This is a genomic window from uncultured Ramlibacter sp. (assembly GCF_936925435.1).
Classification (GTDB): Bacteria; Pseudomonadota; Gammaproteobacteria; order Burkholderiales; family Burkholderiaceae_C; genus Ramlibacter.
On record NZ_CAKZHQ010000003.1, the window covers coordinates 124,496 to 140,459 of the forward strand.

14 protein-coding genes are annotated in these 15,964 nt (G+C 70.3%); 9 read left to right on the forward strand and 5 right to left on the reverse strand.

The window, feature by feature from the left end; all coding sequences use genetic code 11:
• Positions 1-80 precede the first annotated feature (80 nt).
• Positions 81-518, reverse strand: a complete 438-nt coding sequence (cueR, locus tag Q0632_RS02835; RefSeq protein WP_298924121.1) for a Cu(I)-responsive transcriptional regulator — start codon at positions 516-518, stop codon at positions 81-83.
• A complete protein-coding gene (locus tag Q0632_RS02840; protein WP_298924123.1) occupies positions 515-2,686 on the reverse strand; it encodes a heavy metal translocating P-type ATPase in 2,172 nt (723 codons plus the stop codon). The genes cueR and Q0632_RS02840 overlap by 4 nt, the downstream gene beginning before the upstream one ends.
• Before the next feature lie 123 nt (positions 2,687-2,809).
• Here Q0632_RS02840 and Q0632_RS02845 point away from each other — a divergent pair, with 123 nt between their 5' ends.
• From Q0632_RS02845 to Q0632_RS02880, 8 genes are all read left to right on the forward strand, one after another.
• Positions 2,810-3,001 (forward strand): heavy-metal-associated domain-containing protein, encoded by a 192-nt coding sequence (locus Q0632_RS02845; protein WP_298924124.1) that lies wholly within the window; start codon positions 2,810-2,812, stop codon positions 2,999-3,001.
• Positions 3,002-3,014: 13 nt separating this feature from the next.
• Positions 3,015-3,434, forward strand: a complete 420-nt coding sequence (locus Q0632_RS02850; RefSeq protein WP_298924126.1) for a hypothetical protein — start codon at positions 3,015-3,017, stop codon at positions 3,432-3,434.
• A gap of 82 nt (positions 3,435-3,516) precedes the next feature.
• A complete protein-coding gene (locus Q0632_RS02855) occupies positions 3,517-3,801 on the forward strand; it encodes a copper-binding protein (RefSeq protein ID WP_298924128.1) in 285 nt (94 codons plus the stop codon).
• Entirely contained in the window at positions 3,798-4,442 is a 645-nt protein-coding gene (locus tag Q0632_RS02860; protein WP_298924130.1) for a hypothetical protein, read from the forward strand. Before Q0632_RS02855 ends, Q0632_RS02860 begins: the two co-directional genes overlap by 4 nt.
• Positions 4,443-4,453: 11 nt before the next feature.
• On the forward strand, positions 4,454-4,780 hold the full coding sequence (locus Q0632_RS02865; RefSeq protein ID WP_298924132.1) for a heavy metal-associated domain-containing protein: 327 nt from the start codon (positions 4,454-4,456) through the stop codon (positions 4,778-4,780).
• Positions 4,777-5,184: a hypothetical protein gene (locus Q0632_RS02870; RefSeq protein ID WP_298924136.1), complete on the forward strand. Its 408-nt coding sequence runs from the start codon at positions 4,777-4,779 to the stop codon at positions 5,182-5,184. The genes Q0632_RS02865 and Q0632_RS02870 overlap by 4 nt, the downstream gene beginning before the upstream one ends.
• A gap of 32 nt (positions 5,185-5,216) precedes the next feature.
• Positions 5,217-6,209, forward strand: a complete 993-nt coding sequence (locus tag Q0632_RS02875; RefSeq protein ID WP_298924138.1) for a P1 family peptidase — start codon at positions 5,217-5,219, stop codon at positions 6,207-6,209.
• Between the two features lie 8 nt (positions 6,210-6,217).
• Entirely contained in the window at positions 6,218-7,543 is a 1,326-nt protein-coding gene (locus Q0632_RS02880) for a TAXI family TRAP transporter solute-binding subunit (protein WP_298924142.1), read from the forward strand.
• A 1-nt stretch (position 7,544) separates the two neighbouring features.
• On the opposite strand, the gene Q0632_RS02885 is transcribed toward Q0632_RS02880, so the two are convergent.
• From Q0632_RS02885 to Q0632_RS02895, 3 genes are all read right to left on the reverse strand, one after another.
• The gene (locus Q0632_RS02885; RefSeq protein ID WP_298924146.1) at positions 7,545-9,776 is read right to left on the reverse strand and encodes a DUF1631 family protein; all 2,232 of its coding nucleotides are present in this window, start codon (positions 9,774-9,776) and stop codon (positions 7,545-7,547) included.
• 27 nt (positions 9,777-9,803) lie between these two features.
• A complete protein-coding gene (gene ettA / locus Q0632_RS02890; RefSeq protein WP_298924148.1) occupies positions 9,804-11,465 on the reverse strand; it encodes an energy-dependent translational throttle protein EttA in 1,662 nt (553 codons plus the stop codon).
• A gap of 187 nt (positions 11,466-11,652) precedes the next feature.
• Entirely contained in the window at positions 11,653-13,821 is a 2,169-nt protein-coding gene (locus Q0632_RS02895; protein WP_298924150.1) for a DUF1631 family protein, read from the reverse strand.
• 281 nt (positions 13,822-14,102) lie between these two features.
• Here Q0632_RS02895 and Q0632_RS02900 point away from each other — a divergent pair, with 281 nt between their 5' ends.
• Positions 14,103-15,941, forward strand: coding sequence for a DEAD/DEAH box helicase (locus Q0632_RS02900; RefSeq protein WP_298924152.1), 1,839 nt, complete (start codon positions 14,103-14,105; stop codon positions 15,939-15,941).
• Positions 15,942-15,964 lie beyond the last annotated feature (23 nt).

Genomic DNA, 15,964 nt, shown 5'->3' on the forward strand with positions numbered 1-15,964 from the left:
AACCACTGTAGGTAGCACAACGGTGGCGCACTGTCGTCCAAACAGCGGCAAGCGCTGTAGGAGCAGTCCTGCCCTGGCTTTCAGCCGGCGGCCTTGTGCGCGCTCAGCTCGTCCAGGATGGGGCAGTCGGGCCGCTGGTCGCCATGGCAGCAGCTGGCCAGGTTCTGCAGCGTCGCGCGCATGGCGGCCATCTCCTGCATGCGCTGGTCCAGGTCGGCGATGTGCCGCATGGCGATGTCGCGCACATGGGCGCTGGAGCGGCGCCGGTTCTGCCACAGCTTGAGCAGCTGGGCGATCTCGTCCATGCCAAAGCCCAGGTCGCGCGAGCGCTTGATGAAGCGCAGCGTGTGCACCTCGCGCCCGCTGTACTGGCGGTAGCCGGCATCGGTGCGCTCCACCGCCGGCAGCAGGCCCAGCGACTCGTAGTGCCGCACCATCTTGGCCGACACGCCCGAGCGGCGCGCCGCCTCGCCGATGTTGAAGGGGCCGTCATCGACGGCTGTCGCGGTCTCGCTCATGGCTTGCCTTTCCAACGCCGCAGCAGCAGCGCGTTGCCCACCACACTCACACTGCTCAGGGCCATGGCGGCACCGGCCAGCACCGGGCTGAGCAGGCCGAAGGCCGCCAGCGGCACGCCCACCAGGTTGTAGACAAAGGCCCAGAACAGGTTCTGCCGGATCTTGGACCAGGTGCGCCGCGAGATGTCGATGGCGTCGGCCGCCAGCGCCGGGTCGCCGCGCATCAGGGTGATGCCGGCCGCGTGCATGGCGACGTCGGTGCCGCTGGACATGGCCATGCCCACGTCGGCGGCGGCCAGGGCCGGCGCGTCGTTGATGCCGTCGCCCACCATCGCCACCGTGGCGCCGCCGGCCTTGAGCTCGCCCAGGATGCGGGCCTTGTCCTCGGGCAGCACCTCGGCGCGCACCTCGGCGATGCCCAGGGCCTGGCCCACGGCCTGCGCCGCGCCGCGGTTGTCGCCGCTGAGCAGCACCGTGCGCACATGCATCGCGGCCAGCCGCGCCATGGCGCGCGCCGCCGTCGGCTTGAGCTTGTCGCCAAAGGCCAGCAGGCCGATGAGCCTCGGCGTGTCCGTCACATCGGCCACCCAGGAGACGGTGCGGCCATCGCCCTGCAGCTGCGCGGCCAGCCCCGCCAGGCCGGACAGGCCGACCTGCAATTCGTCCATCAGGCGTGTGCTGCCCAGGCGCAGTTCGCGCCCATCCACGGCGGCCGCCACACCGCGACCCGGCAATGCGCGCAGGCCTTGGGCCGCCGGCACGGCGATGCTTTCGGCGCTCGCGGCGCTGAGCACGGCGCGCGCCAGGGGATGCTCGCTGCCCTGCTGCAGCGCGGCGGCGGCGGCCAGCAAGGCCGGGCGGTCGCCGTCCAGCGCCTGGGCCGCCACCAGCTCGGGCCGGCCCTCGGTCAGGGTGCCGGTCTTGTCAAAGGCCACCACCGTCACCTTGTGGGCGATCTCCAGCGCCTCCACGTCCTTGATCAGGATGCCGTGGCGCGCCGCCACACCGGTGCCGGCCATGATGGCGGCCGGCGTGGCCAGGCCCAGGGCGCAGGGGCAGGCGATGACCAGCACCGCCACCGCGTGCAGCACGGCGCGCTCCCAGTCACCGGCCATCAGCCCCCAGGCCAGCAGCGTCGCCAGGGCGATGACCAGGATCACCGGCACGAAGACGGCGCTGACCTGGTCGACCAGGCGCTGCACCGGCGCCTTCTTGGCCTGGGCCGACTCCACCAGGCGCACGATGCGCGCCAGCGTGGTCTCGGCGCCGACGGCCGCGGTGCGCAGCAGCAGCAAACCCTGGCCGTTGACGGCGCCGCCGGTCACGCGGCCACCGGGGCCGCGCGCCACCGGCAGGCTCTCGCCGGTGAGCAGGGATTCGTCCAGCTCGCTGCTGCCTTCGACCACCACGGCGTCCACCGGCACCCGCTCGCCCGGCCGCACGACCACCAGGTCGCCCACCACCACCTGGGCCAGGGGCAGCTCCAGGTCCTGGCCCTTGCGGCGCACCCGCGCGGTCTCGGGCCGCAGGGCCTGCAGGGCGCGGATGGCATCGCTGGTCTGACGGCGGGCCCGCGCCTCCAGCCACTTGCCCAGCAAGACCAGGGTGATGACCACGGCCGAGGCTTCGAAGTACAGGTGCGCCCCGCCATGGCCGCCGTGCTGCCACAGCAGGTACAGGCTCAGCCCATAGGCGGCCGAGGTGCCCAGGGCCACCAGCAGGTCCATGTTGCCGCTGCCCGCGCGCAGGGCCTTCCAGCCCGCGCGGTAAAAGCGCGCGCCCAGCCAGAACTGCACGGGCGTGGCCAGCAGCAGTTGCAGCCAGCCGGGCAGCATCCAGTCGGCGCCGGCCAGCATGCCGGCCATCGGCAGGGCCAGGGGCAGGGACAGCGCAGCGGCCAGCACCACCTGCCAGCCGCCGCTGGCGGCAGGCGCCGGTTCGGGCCGGTCGCTCTGGCGCAGGTGGGCGCTGTAGCCGGCCTGTTTGACCGCGGCCAGCAAGGCCTCGGTCGTCACAGTGGCCCCGGTCAGGCTGACCTCGGCCGTTTCGGTCGCCAGGTTGACGCTGGCGGCGCTGACGCCCGGCACGCGGGCCAGGGCCTTCTCTACCCGGCTCACGCAGGAGGCGCAGCTCATGCCTTCAATGGTCAATGCAGTGGTGGTGTTCATGGATGCAGTCTCAAGCTTGCCATGATGGTAAGGTCAAGCGGCCGACCAAGCCCTTGCCACGGATGGGGACATCCGCCGGGCTGCGCTTGACCTTGCCACAGGGGCAAGGTTTACAGTGAGTCCATGACCTACAAGTTCCAACTCGCCATGGCTTGCGGCGGCTGCGCCAAGACAGTGACCGACGCCGTGCTCGCCCTGGACCCGCAGGCCCAGGTGCGCATCGACCTGCCAGCCAAGACCGCGCAGGTCGACAGCGGCAAGACCCGCGAGGAGCTCGCGCGCGCCCTGAGCGCCGCCGGCTACGCACCCGCCTGAGACACGCGTCGCCATGCGCCACTGGCTCCTCGTCCTGCTGATCGCCCTGCTGCCGCTGCGCGGCTGGGCGGCCGAGGCGATGGCCGGCCGGATGTTGGCGCAGCAGCTGGATGCTATTGAATTTGTAGCTACCCAGCACCATTCCACGGGAGCTAGCGGCAATTCTGACTCCGGAATGGCCACGCAGGCCATGGCCGACTGCCCTGGCCATGCGGCGGCCGCCGCAGCCGCAAGCGCCGTCGCCGATGTCGCGGTCCAGGACAGCGATCCCTGCGCCTCCTGCCTGCAATGCCAGGCCTGCTCCATCCTCGCCCTGCAGCCCGGCGCCACGCCGCTGGCCGGGCCCGTGCCCTCGCATCACGCTGCCGCCGCCGGGACGGCGCGCTTCGCCAGCGCCCTGAGCACGCCGGCGCTCAAGCCGCCCATCGCCTGAGGCCTCCCACCCGAGGTGCGTCCGCATTCCCTGCGGGCGCTTGTCTGGCGGCCGCCTGTGGGCGGCCTTGCAGGAGATTCCAATGAAAACAATGTTGTTGGTGCTGGCCATGCTGGCCGGCGCGCCCGCCTGGGCGCAGGCGCCCGAATGGGTGAAAGCCACGGTGGTGCGCAGCGAGCCGGCGCGCAAGCTGGTGACCCTGGACCACGAGGCGATCAAGAGCCTGCCCATGGAGGCCATGACCATGCCCTTCAAGGTCAAGGACGCGGCCCTGCTGGCCAAGGTCAAGGCCGGTGACAAGGTGCGCTTTCGCGTCGCCCTGCAGGACGGCGAGCCGGTGGTCACGGCCATCGAGGCCGCGCCATGAGGAGACTGCTGGCGAACGCGGTGTGGGCGCTCTGGGCCGCGTGCACGCTGGCGCAGGCCGGGCCCATGGGCTTCAAGGACAGCACCATGGCCATGGGCGACTTCGGCCGCAACTGGCGCGAGGCCTGGGTCAACCACGCGGTGACGCCGCGCGATGCCTTCGGCCTGGGCGCGACCTGGATGCGCTCGGACCACGGCCAGCACACGCGCGAGTACGCCGAGGCCACCTACACGCGCCTGGTCAAGCGCTGGAACGGCGAGCACTCGCAGGCCAACGTCTGGTTCGTTGCCGGCGCCGGCCCGGTGCGCGGCAACGACTTCGACGGCACGCGCACCATGCTCTCGCCCGGCGTTGCCTTCGACTGGGAAAGCACGCGCCTGTACTTCAGCAGCGCGGCGCGGCTGTACCGCGCCAGCGGCCTGCGCCACGACACGGCCTCGGTGCGCGCCGGCTTCTCGTTCTACGAGGTGGACTACGACGAGGTCCAGCCCTGGCTGGTGCTGGAGGCGCGGCGCATGCGCGGCCTGTCGGACGCCACCGAGATCACGCCCATGCTGCGGCTGATCCACAACCGCTACTTCGTCGAGGCCGGCGTCAACACCGACGGCCAGGCCCGCTTCAATTTCATGTACGTCTTCTAGGAAACACCACCATGAACAAAACCCTCATCGCCTTCGTGCTGGCCGCAGCCGCCCTGCCGGCCCTCGCCGCCGAGTCTGTCCAGGCCACCGTCAACGGCATGGTCTGCGCCTTCTGCGCCCAGGGCATCGAAAAGCGCCTGAGCAAGCTGCCGGCCACCCAGGCGGTCTTTGTCGACCTCAAGCGCAAGATCGTCGCCGTCGAGGCCAGGGACGGCCAGAAGATCGACGGCAAACTGGTCACGGCCGAGATCACGGACGCCGGCTACGACGTGGTCAAGCTCGAGACCGTGGCCAAGAGCGTGGCCCAGATCAAGGCCGAAACCAAGGCGGCCAAATGAGCAGCGAGACGATCAACGACGGCACGGTGCAGGCGCGCAGCGGCCTGTGGGCCAGCGTGGCCACGCTGTTCGCCAGCTCGGGCACCCTGGTGTGCTGCGCCCTGCCGGCCCTGCTGGTGGCGCTGGGCGCCGGCGCCGCACTGTCCTCGCTGGTGGCGGCCGTGCCGCAACTGGTGTGGCTGAGCGAGCACAAGGAGGCGCTCTTCATCGCCGCCGGACTGATGCTGGCAGCCAGCGGCGCCCTGCAATGGGCCAACCGCGGCGCACCCTGCCCGGTGGATCCGCGCCTGCGCGATGCCTGCCTGCGCACGCGCAAGCTCTCGCTACGGCTGTACTGGCTCAGCCTGGGCGTCTATGCCGTGGGCGGCTGGTTCGCCTTCGTCCAGCCCCTGCTGGCAGGCTGAGGCGCGCGGTCGGCGTGGATAATGAATTCACGATGACCCAGCATTCCCCGGACTCCTGCATCACCGACGTCGCCGGCATCGAGGTCGGCCATTTCACCGAGACCCGCCGGCCCACAGGCTGCACCGTGGTCATCACCCGCGCCGGCGCTGTGGCCGGGGTGGACGTGCGCGGCGCAGCGCCGGGCACGCGCGAGACCGACCTGCTGTCGCCCACCAACCTGGTCGACAAGGTGCACGCCGTGCTGCTGGCCGGCGGTAGCGCCTGGGGCCTGGACGCCGCCGCCGGCGTGATGCGCTGGCTGGAGGAGCAGGGCATCGGCCTGGAGGTGGGGCCGGGGCGCATCCCCATCGTGCCGGCCGCCGTGCTGTTCGACCTCTACCTGGGCGACACCCGCATCCGCCCCGACGCCCAGGCCGGCTACGCGGCCTGCGCCGCCGCCTCGCGCAGCAAGGCCGCGCAAGGCAATGTGGGCGCCGGCGCCGGCGCCGTCATCGGCAAGATTTTCGGCGCCGAGCGCGCCATGAAGGGCGGCATCGGCAGCGCATCGCTGAGCGTTAACGGCATCACCATGGGCGCGCTGATCGCCTGCAACGCGCTGGGTGACGTGGTCGACCCCTTCACGCAAAAAATCATCGCCGGCGCCCGCACGCCGGACGGCCGCAGCTTTCTCGACTCGCGCCGCGCCCTGCTGGCCGGCGAGCCGCCCAAGCGCCTGGTGCCCGGCACCAACACCACCATCGGCATCATCGCCACCGACGCGGTGCTGACCAAGGCCCAGGCTACGCGGCTGGCGACGGTGGGCCACGACGGCTATGCGCGCAGCATCAACCCGGCCCACACCATGCTCGACGGCGACGCCCTGTTCGCCCTGGGCACGGGCGCCAGCGGGCGCAGCGGCGACATGATGGTGCTGGCCACCATGGCAGCCGAGGTGGTGGCCATCGCGGTGGCGCGCGCGGCCCGCGCGGCGCGCGCCGTGACCGAAGGCGGCCTGCACCTGCCGGCGGCCGGCGACATGCAGTGAGGCAGCACATGCCCCAGGCGCTGCGCAACACCCTGCTGTCGATCCGCGATCTGCTGATCTCGGCCGGGCCCTTCGCCGTGCTGGCCGTGGGACTGCTGGTGCTGGCCTACCTGTGGCTGGACCCGGCGCCGCCGCGGCGCGTGACCCTGGCCACCGGCCCGGCGCAAAGCGCCTACGACGCCTTCGGCCAGCGCTACAAGAAGGCGCTGGCGGCCGACGGCATCGAGGTCGTTCTGCTGGCCACCGAGGGCTCCTCGGCCAACCTGCAATTGCTGCGCGATGGCAAGGCCGACCTGGGCTTTGTGCAGGGCGGGGCCAGCGAGGCCTCGGCCACCGAGGTCGAGGGCATCGAGTCGCTGGGCAGCCTGTTCGTCGAGCCGGTCTGGCTGTTCTACCGCGAGAGCGCGGCCAAAAAGCTCACGGCCACGGGCGTGCTGTCCTCGCTGCCGCAGCTGCAGCAGCTGCGCCTGAACGTGGGCACGCCCGGCAGCGGTGTGCCCAGCCTGGTCGACAAGCTGGTCGAGGCCAACCGGGTCGATCCCAGGACGCTGCAGCTGGCGCGGCTGGAGCAGACACCGGCCACCGTGGCCTTCCTGGGCGGCGAACTGGATGCGCTGGTGTTCGCCTCGGCGCCGGAGTCGCTGATGGTGCAGATGCTGCTGCAGACGCCGGGCGTCAAGCTGATGGACTTCGCCCAGAGCGAGGCCTATTCGCGGCGCTTTCCCTTCCTCACGCCTGTGCTGCTGCCGCGCGGCGTGGTCGACCTGGCCGGCGACCAGCCGTCGCAGGACGTTCGCCTGGTGGCCACCACCACCGCCTTGCTGGCACGCGACAGCACCCACCCGGCCCTGGTGCAGCTGTTCGCCCAGGAGGCGCGCGAGCTGCACGGGCCGGCCGGCTGGTTCAACAAGGCCGGCAGCTTTCCCAGCATCGAGCACAGCGAGTACCCGATTTCCAAGGAAGCCAGCCGCGCCATCGCCAGCGGGCCGCCCTTCCTGCAGCGCTACCTGCCGTTCTGGCTGGCCAACCTGGTCGAGCGCATGTGGCTGGTGCTGGGCATCATCATCGCGGTGATGCTGCCGCTGTCGCGCATCGTGCCACCGCTCTACCAGTTCCGCATCCGCTCGCGGGTGTTTCGCGGCTACGGCAAGCTGCGCGACATCGAGCAGCGCCTGCAGACCGATTCGGCCAGCGCGGCGCAGCTGGCGCGGGAGCTGGACGCGCTGGAAGCCAAGACGCACGACATCAACGTGCCCTTGTCGTATGCCGACGAGCTCTATGCGCTGAGGAACAACATCGCCCTGGTGCGCGCCAAGCTGCCGCCCGCGGCCTGAGCTACAGCTTGGCGAAGGCGCTGTTGCGCAGCGCGGTGTGGGCCACCGCATCGAGCGCGCCGTCCACCACGGCCTGGCCCGACACCACGCGCAGCGTGCTGTTCTCCAGCATCTTGTCCAGCAGGCGCCGCGTCATCGACTGCGACTTGCCGGCGGCATTGGTGAACATGAACAGCGTGCCGTGCGGGCTGGCCCAGGTCAGCTGGAAGCGCGCCCAGCCGCTGTCGACCAGCAGTTCGACCCAGGCACCGGGCTGGATGGCCGCCGGCGGCAGGGCCGGCGTGATGCCCGCTGGCGCCTCCTCGTCCTCCCCCGGCCGGGTGGCATCGAACAACGGCTGCGGCAGGCCACCCTGGTCGGTGTCCATGAAGCCCGAATGCATGGCCTCGCGCGGTGCCAGCCAGGCGCTGCCGGCTCCGCTGTCCTGGCCGAACTGGGCCTCGAGTTCCTCGCGCGACAGCGTGGTCGACAGGGGCACCGGCCGCCCGCTCTCGCCCGGCGGCTTCATGGCCTGCTCGTGCAGCAGGGCCAGTTGGTTGAGGAAGCGCTGGGTCTGCGCCACCGGGTAGTCGATGGTGGCCAGGCCCTCGCGCAGCTTGCCCAGCAGCGGCGGCACCAGCCGCGCCAGCCGCGCCGCGTTGCCCGGCCCCAGGTGCAGCTGCGCGCTGGAGAGCAGGTCGGTGACGACGTCACCGAAGCCGCCCGGATCGGCCGTGCCGTCCTGGTCGGCCAGGCGGGCCTGCGCCATCACCTGGGCCCAGGGCCCGGAGATGAACTGGATGATCTCGCGCGGGGCGGCGGCGACATCGGGACGGGCCCGCAGCTCCTTGCCGAACTTGTCGGCCAGCAGGTTGCGCTGCTCGGCCTGCAGCAGGGCGCGCACCGCCTTCTCGCGGTAACGCCGGTCGCGCCGCTGCTGCTCGCCCCAGGCCTCCTCCAGCGTCTTGACGGCAAAGGCAAAGGGCTCGGCGCCGGCGATGCGGGTGGACAGCAGGGCATCGACCGCCTGCTGCAGCGGATCGAGGAAGGCGGCGAAGCCGGGCGCGTCGACCGACTCCCAGGCCAGGCTGCGCTGCGTCATCTGATCGAGCAGCTGGCGCGCCGGATGCTTTTTGTCGCTGAAAAAGCGCGGATCGGCCATCGCCAGGCGCAGCAGCGCAGGCTCGAGCTCGCGCACAGTCTGCTGCACCGGCGCCAGCAGGCGCGGGTCGCTGGCGATGTTCTCCACCATCAGGTTGACCACTTCCAGGCCCAACGCCTGGCCGGTGCCGCGCGACTTCTTGCGCAGCTCCTCGCGCAGCGCCGCCGGGCCGGTGACGGCGTCAACCGCCCCCACAGCCTGACGCTGCTGCAGGCGCTGCATCACCTGGTCGACCTGGCGCATCTCCTGCAGCGCCTCGAAAGCGGCCGGCATGGTCATGGCAAAGTCGGTCGGCCGCTCGGGCCTGGCGGCGTTGTCCTGCGCGTCGAAATCGCCCGCCAGCAGGCGGCGCAGTTCCTGCACATTGAGCAGCGCACGCGCGGCCTGCGCCGGCTCGCCGGCAGGCGCGCCAGCGCGCGGCGGCGCCGGCGCCAGGCTCTCCTGGTTCTGCGCCAGCTTGAAACCGGCCTCGGTCACCCCTTGCCCGCGCAGCATCTGCGACAGCTCGCGGTAGACACGGGCCAGTTCCGGCCCCATGGCTTCGCCAAGATCGAGCATCCAGCGTGTGCGTACGGCCTGCGACACCGGGCTTTCCAGCGCCACCGTGCGCAGGCTGCGCACATAGACCTCGGGGCGCAGCGGGTTGCGCTCGACCTGCACGGTCTTGAGGCCCTGGGCGGCGCAGACCAGGGCATTGAGCTCGGTCAGCTCGGCCTCGACCACCCGCAGCACGGCCTGCTGGATGCGCACCAGCTCGACGCCCTCCTCGACCTGGTCGTCGCCCATCAGCTCCAGCGAATCGAAGCTCAGGGCGCCGGCCTTGCGGGTGTCGCCGGCGATGGCCTGGGCGAACTCGGCCAGCAGGGCCTGCGGGTAGGCCTCGCACAGCTGGGCCTCGTGCTTCATCAGGGTGCGCGCCGCCTCCGTCAGCAGGTTGCGCTCGATCGCATCGGGCATCATCTTGGCCCGCTCGGGCATGGTGATGCGGGCACGCACCACCAGCCGCTGCATCAAGGTCCTGCCCTGGGCCGCCGCTTCCTTCATGACGGAGCGGTACAAGGCTTGGTAGGGCGTGGTCTGCGGCATGGGCATCGGGCCGCTGGGGCCCCTGGTGTGTTGTTACTTCAGCGCTTTATAGCGCATGCGCTTGGGCTTGGCGCCCTCCTCGCCCAGGCGCTTCTTCTTGTCGGCCTCGTACTCCTGGTAGTTGCCGTTGAAGAAGGTCCATTGGGAGTCTCCTTCAGCCGCCAGGATATGGGTGGCGATGCGGTCGAGGAACCAGCGGTCGTGGCTGATGACCATGACGCTGCCGGCGAATTCCAGCAGGGCGTCTTCCAGCGCGCGCAAGGTTTCGACGTCCAGGTCGTTCGAGGGCTCGTCCAGCAGCAGCACGTTGCCGCCGGCGATCAGGGTCTTGGCCAGGTGCAGCCGGCCGCGCTCACCGCCCGACAGCGTGCCCACGCGTTTTTGCTGGTCGCCGCCGTTGAAGTTGAAGCGGCCAGCATAGGCACGGCTGGCCATCTGGAACTTGCCGACGTTGAGGATGTCCAGGCCGCCGGAGATGTCCTCCCAGACGGTCTTGTTGTTCTCCAGCTCGTCGCGATGCTGGTCGACGAAGGCCATGCGCACGGTCGAGCCGATGACGACGGTGCCCGAATCGGGCTGTTCCTTGCCGGCGATCAGCTTGAACAGCGTGGACTTGCCGGCGCCGTTGGGGCCGATGATGCCGACGATGGCGCCAGCGGGCACGGTGAAGCTCAGGTCGTCGATCAGCACGCGATCCCCGAAGGATTTGGTGACGTTGTGGAACTCGAACACCTGGGTGCCCAGGCGCTCGGCCACAGGGATGAAGATTTCCTGGGTCTCGTTGCGCTTCTGGTATTCGACGTCGGACAGCTCCTCGAAGCGGGCCAGGCGCGACTTGCTCTTGGCCTGGCGCGCCTTGGGGTTCTGGCGCGACCACTCCAGTTCCTTCTTCAGGGCCTTGGCGTGGGCTTCCTCGCTCTTTTGCTCCTGCGCCAGACGGTCGCCCTTTTGCTCCAGCCAGGTGCTGTAGTTGCCCTTCCACGGGATGCCGGCGCCGCGGTCAAGCTCCAGGATCCATTCGGCGGCGTTGTCCAGGAAGTAGCGGTCGTGGGTGATGGCCACGACGGTGCCGGTGTAGCGCTTGAGGAAGACTTCCAGCCATTCCACCGACTCGGCGTCCAGGTGGTTGGTGGGCTCGTCCAGCAGCAGCATGTCGGGCTTGGACAGCAGCAGGCGGCACAGGGCGACGCGGCGCTTCTCGCCGCCTGACAGCACGCCGACGACGGCGTCCCAGGGCGGCAGGCGCAGGGCGTCGGCGGCGATCTCCAGCTGGTGCTCGGAGTCGGCGCCCGAGGTGGCGATGATGGCTTCCAGCCGGGCCTGCTCGGCCGCCAGGGCGTCGAAGTCGGCGTCGGCCTCGCCGTAGGCGGTGTAGACCTCCTCGAGCTTGGCCTTGGCGGCGAAGACCTCGCCCATGGACTCTTCCACGCTCTCGCGCACCGTGTGCTCGGGGTTGAGCTTGGGCTCCTGCGGCAGGTAGCCGATGTTCAGGCCCGGCATGGGTGTGGCCTCGCCCTCGTACTCCTTGTCCACGCCGGCCATGATCTTGAGCAGGGTGGATTTGCCCGAGCCGTTCAGGCCCAGCATGCCGATCTTGGCGCCGGGGAAAAACGACAGGGAGATGTCCTTGAGGATGTGGCGCTTCGGCGGCACGATCTTGCCGACGCGGTTCATGGTGAAGACGTACTGGGCCATGGTGCTTTTCTAACTGGAAAACGCCAATTATCCTTGACAGCCGCGCCTCAGGCGGGACACAGGGCCTTGAGCGGCGACGGGCCGCCCCTAGCCGCCAGGCCCCCTCGGGGGGCAGCGAGCCACACGCAGTGGGCGAGCGTGGGGGCCTTTTGCCCGGCGACAGGCCGCCCCTGGCCGCGAGGGGCGGTCATTTCCCGTCCAGGCTGTTGCGCAGGGCCGCCTTGGCCACCTGGTCGAGCGCTTCGTCCACCACGTTGCGCCCGGCCACCACCTTGATCATGCCCTGCGAGCGCAGCCGCTCCAGCGTGCGCTTGGACATGGAGTGGGCGGTGCCGGCCAACGATGTGAACATGAACAGGGTGTGGTGCGGGCTGGCCCAGGTCAGCTGCACGCGCAGCCACTGCCCCTGGACCATCAGCTCCACCCAGGTGCCCGTACGCAGCTCGCCGGCGGGCGCCGCCTCCTGCGGCTCGCCCGCTTCGGCCGGCAGCTGCGGCACCAGGGCCTGCTCGGGCGCCAGGTAGCCGGCCTCCGAGGCCTCCTGCTCGGCCAGCCAGATCTGGGCGGCGTCGAAGATGCTCTCGCCAAAGTCCGAGGTCTGGGCCTCGGCGGCCTCGGCGGCGGCGCGCGCCACCTCGTCGCGGCCCTCCTGCAGGGCCGACTGGTGGATCGCCACCAGGTTGGCGAAAAAGCGCTCGGTCAGCTCGCTCGGGTAGTCGATGCTGCGCAGGCCATCGCGCAGCCGGCCCAGCAGGCCCGGCACCATCTGCGCCAGGCGCTGGGCCCGGCCGCGCTGGGCCGTGCTCTTTTGCACGCTCCAGACCAGGTCGTCGGCCACATGCCGGTAGCCGTGCGGGTCGTCGGAGCCGTCGGTGCAGGCCAGCTGCGCCTGCGCCACCACCTGGGCCCAGGAGTTGCGCAGGAAGTCGCCGACGAACTCCGCCACGTCCAGCCCGTGCATCGCCATGGTGAAGTCCGCCGCCAGCTTCTGCGCCAGCAGGTTGCGCTGCTCGGCGTGCAGCAGGGCGCGCGCCGCCTCGCCCCTGCGCTGCAGCATGGCCTGGTCGTGCGCCGTCCATTGGGTGTGCAGGTGGTCCAGCAGCTCGCCGACGGTGTCGCCGTCGATCACCTTGCTGTCCAGCCAGAGCACCGCGTCCTCCAGCGTGGCCACGAAACGCGGCCAGCCCTCGTCCTGCTCGCTGCTGAAGGCCAGGCTGCGCTGGGTGACGCGGTCCAGGAACAGGCGGGCCGGGTGGCTGCGGTCGCTGAAAAAGCGCGAGTCCTGGCTGGCCAGCAGCAGCACGGCCGGCTCGAAGCCGCGCAACTGCCGCTTGTAGGCCGGCAGCAGACGAGCGTCCTGGGTGAGGTTGTCGAACATCAGGCGCACCACCTCTTCGCCCAGCTGGTGGCCCAGGCGCACCCGGGCCGGGTCTTCGTGGGCGGCCACCGGCTGCGCCGGCGCTGGCGCTGGCGCCGGCTTGGGCCGGCTCTCCAGGCGCTTGACCAGCACGTCCAGCTGCTTCATGTCCTGCAGCAGGTGCATCGAGGCCGGCACGGTGTGCAGGAACTCCGCCTTGGGCGGGCCCTGGTCGAAGTCGCCGGCCAGCAGCTTGCGCAGCTTGTCCAGGGTGAGCAGGGTCTTGGCCATCGAGTCCGGCACCGCTGCGACGCCGCCCTTGGGGCCCCGCCCGCCCAGCGGCACGGCCGGCTCCACGCCGGACGACATCAGCCAGTCCGTCAGTTCGCGGTACAGCGTGCGCAGGGTGGAACCCAGCAGGCCGCCGGCCGGTGTGATCAGCGCCTCGCGCACTGGCGCGTCGGGCACGTGCAGCGCCAGGGTGCTTTGCAGCGCGCGCACGAAAGCCTCCGGCCGCAGCGGGTTCAGGCCCGGCTGGATGGTGCGCCAGCCCAGCAAGGTGCTGATCAGGGCGTCCAGGGCCGGCAGCACGTCGTCCACCGCATGCGAGACCTCCTGCTGGGCCCGCGCCACCTCGATGCTGGTGTCCAGCTCCGCGTCGCCGAACAGCTGCAGGTCCTCGAAGCGCAGCAACTCCGCCGGCGCCTGCTCCCTGCCGCCACCCTCGTAGACCACCCGGCTCAGCTCGCCCTTGTAGGAAGCGCAGACCAGGTTGGCGCGGGCCGACAGGGCGTCGATGGCGTCGCGGATTTCGGGCTTGTTGAAGCTGGGGATGCGGCGCGGGCCGGTTGGCAGCGCGCCGAGCACCAGGCCGTTGATGACATGCGTCATCAACGCTTCCGCCTGCTGCAGCATGGTCCCAAGACAGTCGTTGAGCGTGGGCTGCAGGGCAGTCGGGTCGTCGGAAACGCCCAGTCGAAGTTTGAGCAGCTTGGCCATGGAAGAGATGAGTTGAAATCGATTATCTAGAAGCCGCCTGCCCTCTCCAAGGCCAGCTGTAAGAAGCGGTAAATCCGTGGCCGCGGCACGACAGGGCAGGACGTGCGACAATAGGGCTCTCGCGGACTCCAGTTGCCCGCGAGCCCAGCGATCCGCTGGGGACGAAGCAAGGCCCACCCAGGCTGCGCCGGCTCCCACCCCCCAAATCATCTGCCTTTGACTGGCTCGGTGCCATGCACCGTACAGGCCGATTCCCAAGCGCCACGGATGGCGCACATTTCATGACTTTTGACGAACTGAATCTGGCACCCGCCATTCTCAAGGCCGTGGCCGAACAAGGCTACGACACCCCCACCCCCATCCAGGCCCAGGCGATCCCCGCCGTGCTCGCAGGCCACGACCTGCTGGGCGGCGCCCAGACCGGCACCGGCAAGACCGCTGCCTTCACCCTGCCCATGCTGCACAAGCTGAGCGCGGGCACCAGCAAGACCAACAAGTTCGGCAAGGACGGCGTCGCCGCCCTCGTGCTCACGCCCACGCGTGAACTGGCCGCGCAGGTGGAGGAATCCATCCGCACGTACGGCAAGTACCTGCAACTGACCTCGACCGTCATCTTCGGCGGCGTGGGCATGAACCCGCAGGTCGCCAAGATCAAGGCCGGCGTCGATATCCTGGTGGCCACGCCGGGCCGCCTGCTCGACCTGCAGCAGCAAGGCAACCTCGACCTGTCGACCGTGGAAATCCTCGTGCTCGACGAAGCCGACCGCATGCTGGACATGGGCTTCCTGCCCGACGTGAAGAAGATCCTGGCGCTGATGCCCAAGGACAAGCAGAGCCTGCTGTTCTCGGCCACCTTCAGCGATGAGATCCGCGATCTGGCCAATGGCCTGCTGAAGAACCCGCAGAGCATCCAGGTGACGCCGCGCAACACCACGGTGCAGCGCATCACCCAGACCATCCACCCGGTGGGCCGCGGCAAGAAGAAGGCCATCCTGGCCCACATCATCAATGAGCACAACTGGAGCCAGGTGCTGGTGTTCACCCGCACCAAGTTCGGCGCCAACAGCGTGGCCGAGTTCCTGACCAAGAACGGCATCCAGGCGATGGCCCTGCACGGCAACAAGAGCCAGGCCGCCCGCACCCAGGCCCTGTCCGGCTTCAAGAGCGGCGACATCCGCGCCCTGGTGGCCACCGACATCGCCGCGCGCGGCATCGACATCGACGAGCTGCCGCACGTCGTCAACTACGAAATCCCCAACGTCAGCGAAGACTACGTCCACCGCATCGGCCGCACCGGCCGTGCCGGCAACAGCGGCGAAGCCGTCAGCCTGGTCTGCCTGGACGAAGAAGGCTTCATGCAGGAGATCGAGCGCTTCACCAAGCAGCAGATCCCGGTCAAGGTGATCGAGGGCTTCGGTCCCGAAGCCGGCGAGCGCGCCGAACCCATCGCCATGGGCCGCCAGACCATCTGGGGCGGCGCAGGCCGTCCGCCCAGCCGTGAAGTCATGCAGGCCGCCGCCAAGGCAGCGCGCCAGGAAATGATGGAACGCGTCCGCGAGAACAAGGCCACGCAAGGCGGCGGCGGCGGCGGCGGTGGTGGCGGCAATGGCCGCGGCGGCCAGCGCAGCGCCGGTGGCGGCAATGGCAACGGTGCCGGCCGCGGTAATGGCGGTGGCAACGGTGGCAATGGCAACAGCGCCGGTCGTGGCAACGGCGGCGGCAACGGCGGTGGCCGTGGCGGCCGCTCCAACGGCAATGGCAATGGCCAGCGCCCGCCGCAGAACGTCCAGGCGCTGCAAGCGCGCGAGCCACGCGCACCGCGTCCGGACACGGACGGGGACGACCACGAAGAGCGCATGCCGCGCAATGTGGATCCCTTGCGCACCAACATGCCCGGCCGTCGTGAGATGACCGGCGTGCAGCGCGTCAACACCAACGGCCAACCCGATCCGACGCGCACCAGCATCGACAGCATGGGCGCCGGCAACCGCCGCGGTGGTGGCGGCGGTGGTGGCCGTGGCCGCTCCGGTGGTGGTGGTGGTGGTGGTGGTGGTGGCTACGGCGGTGGTGGCGGCGGTGGCCGCAGCGGCGGTAACCGCACCGGCGGCTACGGCCGCTAAGCCGCGAACATGGAGTCCGATCG

Excerpts from the sequence above, each read along its gene's own strand:
- ettA (WP_298924148.1), bottom strand. The coding sequence starts at position 11,465 with ATGGCCCAGTACGTCTTCACCATGAACCGCGTCGGCAAGATCGTGCCG.
- Q0632_RS02875 (WP_298924138.1), top strand. The coding sequence starts at position 5,217 with ATGACCCAGCATTCCCCGGACTCCTGCATCACCGACGTCGCCGGCATC.
- Q0632_RS02855 (WP_298924128.1), top strand. The coding sequence starts at position 3,517 with ATGAAAACAATGTTGTTGGTGCTGGCCATGCTGGCCGGCGCGCCCGCC.
- Q0632_RS02900 (WP_298924152.1), top strand. The coding sequence starts at position 14,103 with ATGACTTTTGACGAACTGAATCTGGCACCCGCCATTCTCAAGGCCGTG.
- Q0632_RS02895 (WP_298924150.1), bottom strand. The coding sequence starts at position 13,821 with ATGGCCAAGCTGCTCAAACTTCGACTGGGCGTTTCCGACGACCCGACT.
- Q0632_RS02840 (WP_298924123.1), bottom strand. The coding sequence starts at position 2,686 with ATGAACACCACCACTGCATTGACCATTGAAGGCATGAGCTGCGCCTCC.
- Q0632_RS02850 (WP_298924126.1), top strand. The coding sequence starts at position 3,015 with ATGCGCCACTGGCTCCTCGTCCTGCTGATCGCCCTGCTGCCGCTGCGC.
- Q0632_RS02845 (WP_298924124.1), top strand. The coding sequence starts at position 2,810 with ATGACCTACAAGTTCCAACTCGCCATGGCTTGCGGCGGCTGCGCCAAG.
- Q0632_RS02880 (WP_298924142.1), top strand. The coding sequence starts at position 6,218 with ATGCCCCAGGCGCTGCGCAACACCCTGCTGTCGATCCGCGATCTGCTG.
- Q0632_RS02885 (WP_298924146.1), bottom strand. The coding sequence starts at position 9,776 with ATGCCCATGCCGCAGACCACGCCCTACCAAGCCTTGTACCGCTCCGTC.
- Q0632_RS02860 (WP_298924130.1), top strand. The coding sequence starts at position 3,798 with ATGAGGAGACTGCTGGCGAACGCGGTGTGGGCGCTCTGGGCCGCGTGC.
- Q0632_RS02870 (WP_298924136.1), top strand. The coding sequence starts at position 4,777 with ATGAGCAGCGAGACGATCAACGACGGCACGGTGCAGGCGCGCAGCGGC.
- cueR (WP_298924121.1), bottom strand. The coding sequence starts at position 518 with ATGAGCGAGACCGCGACAGCCGTCGATGACGGCCCCTTCAACATCGGC.
- Q0632_RS02865 (WP_298924132.1), top strand. The coding sequence starts at position 4,454 with ATGAACAAAACCCTCATCGCCTTCGTGCTGGCCGCAGCCGCCCTGCCG.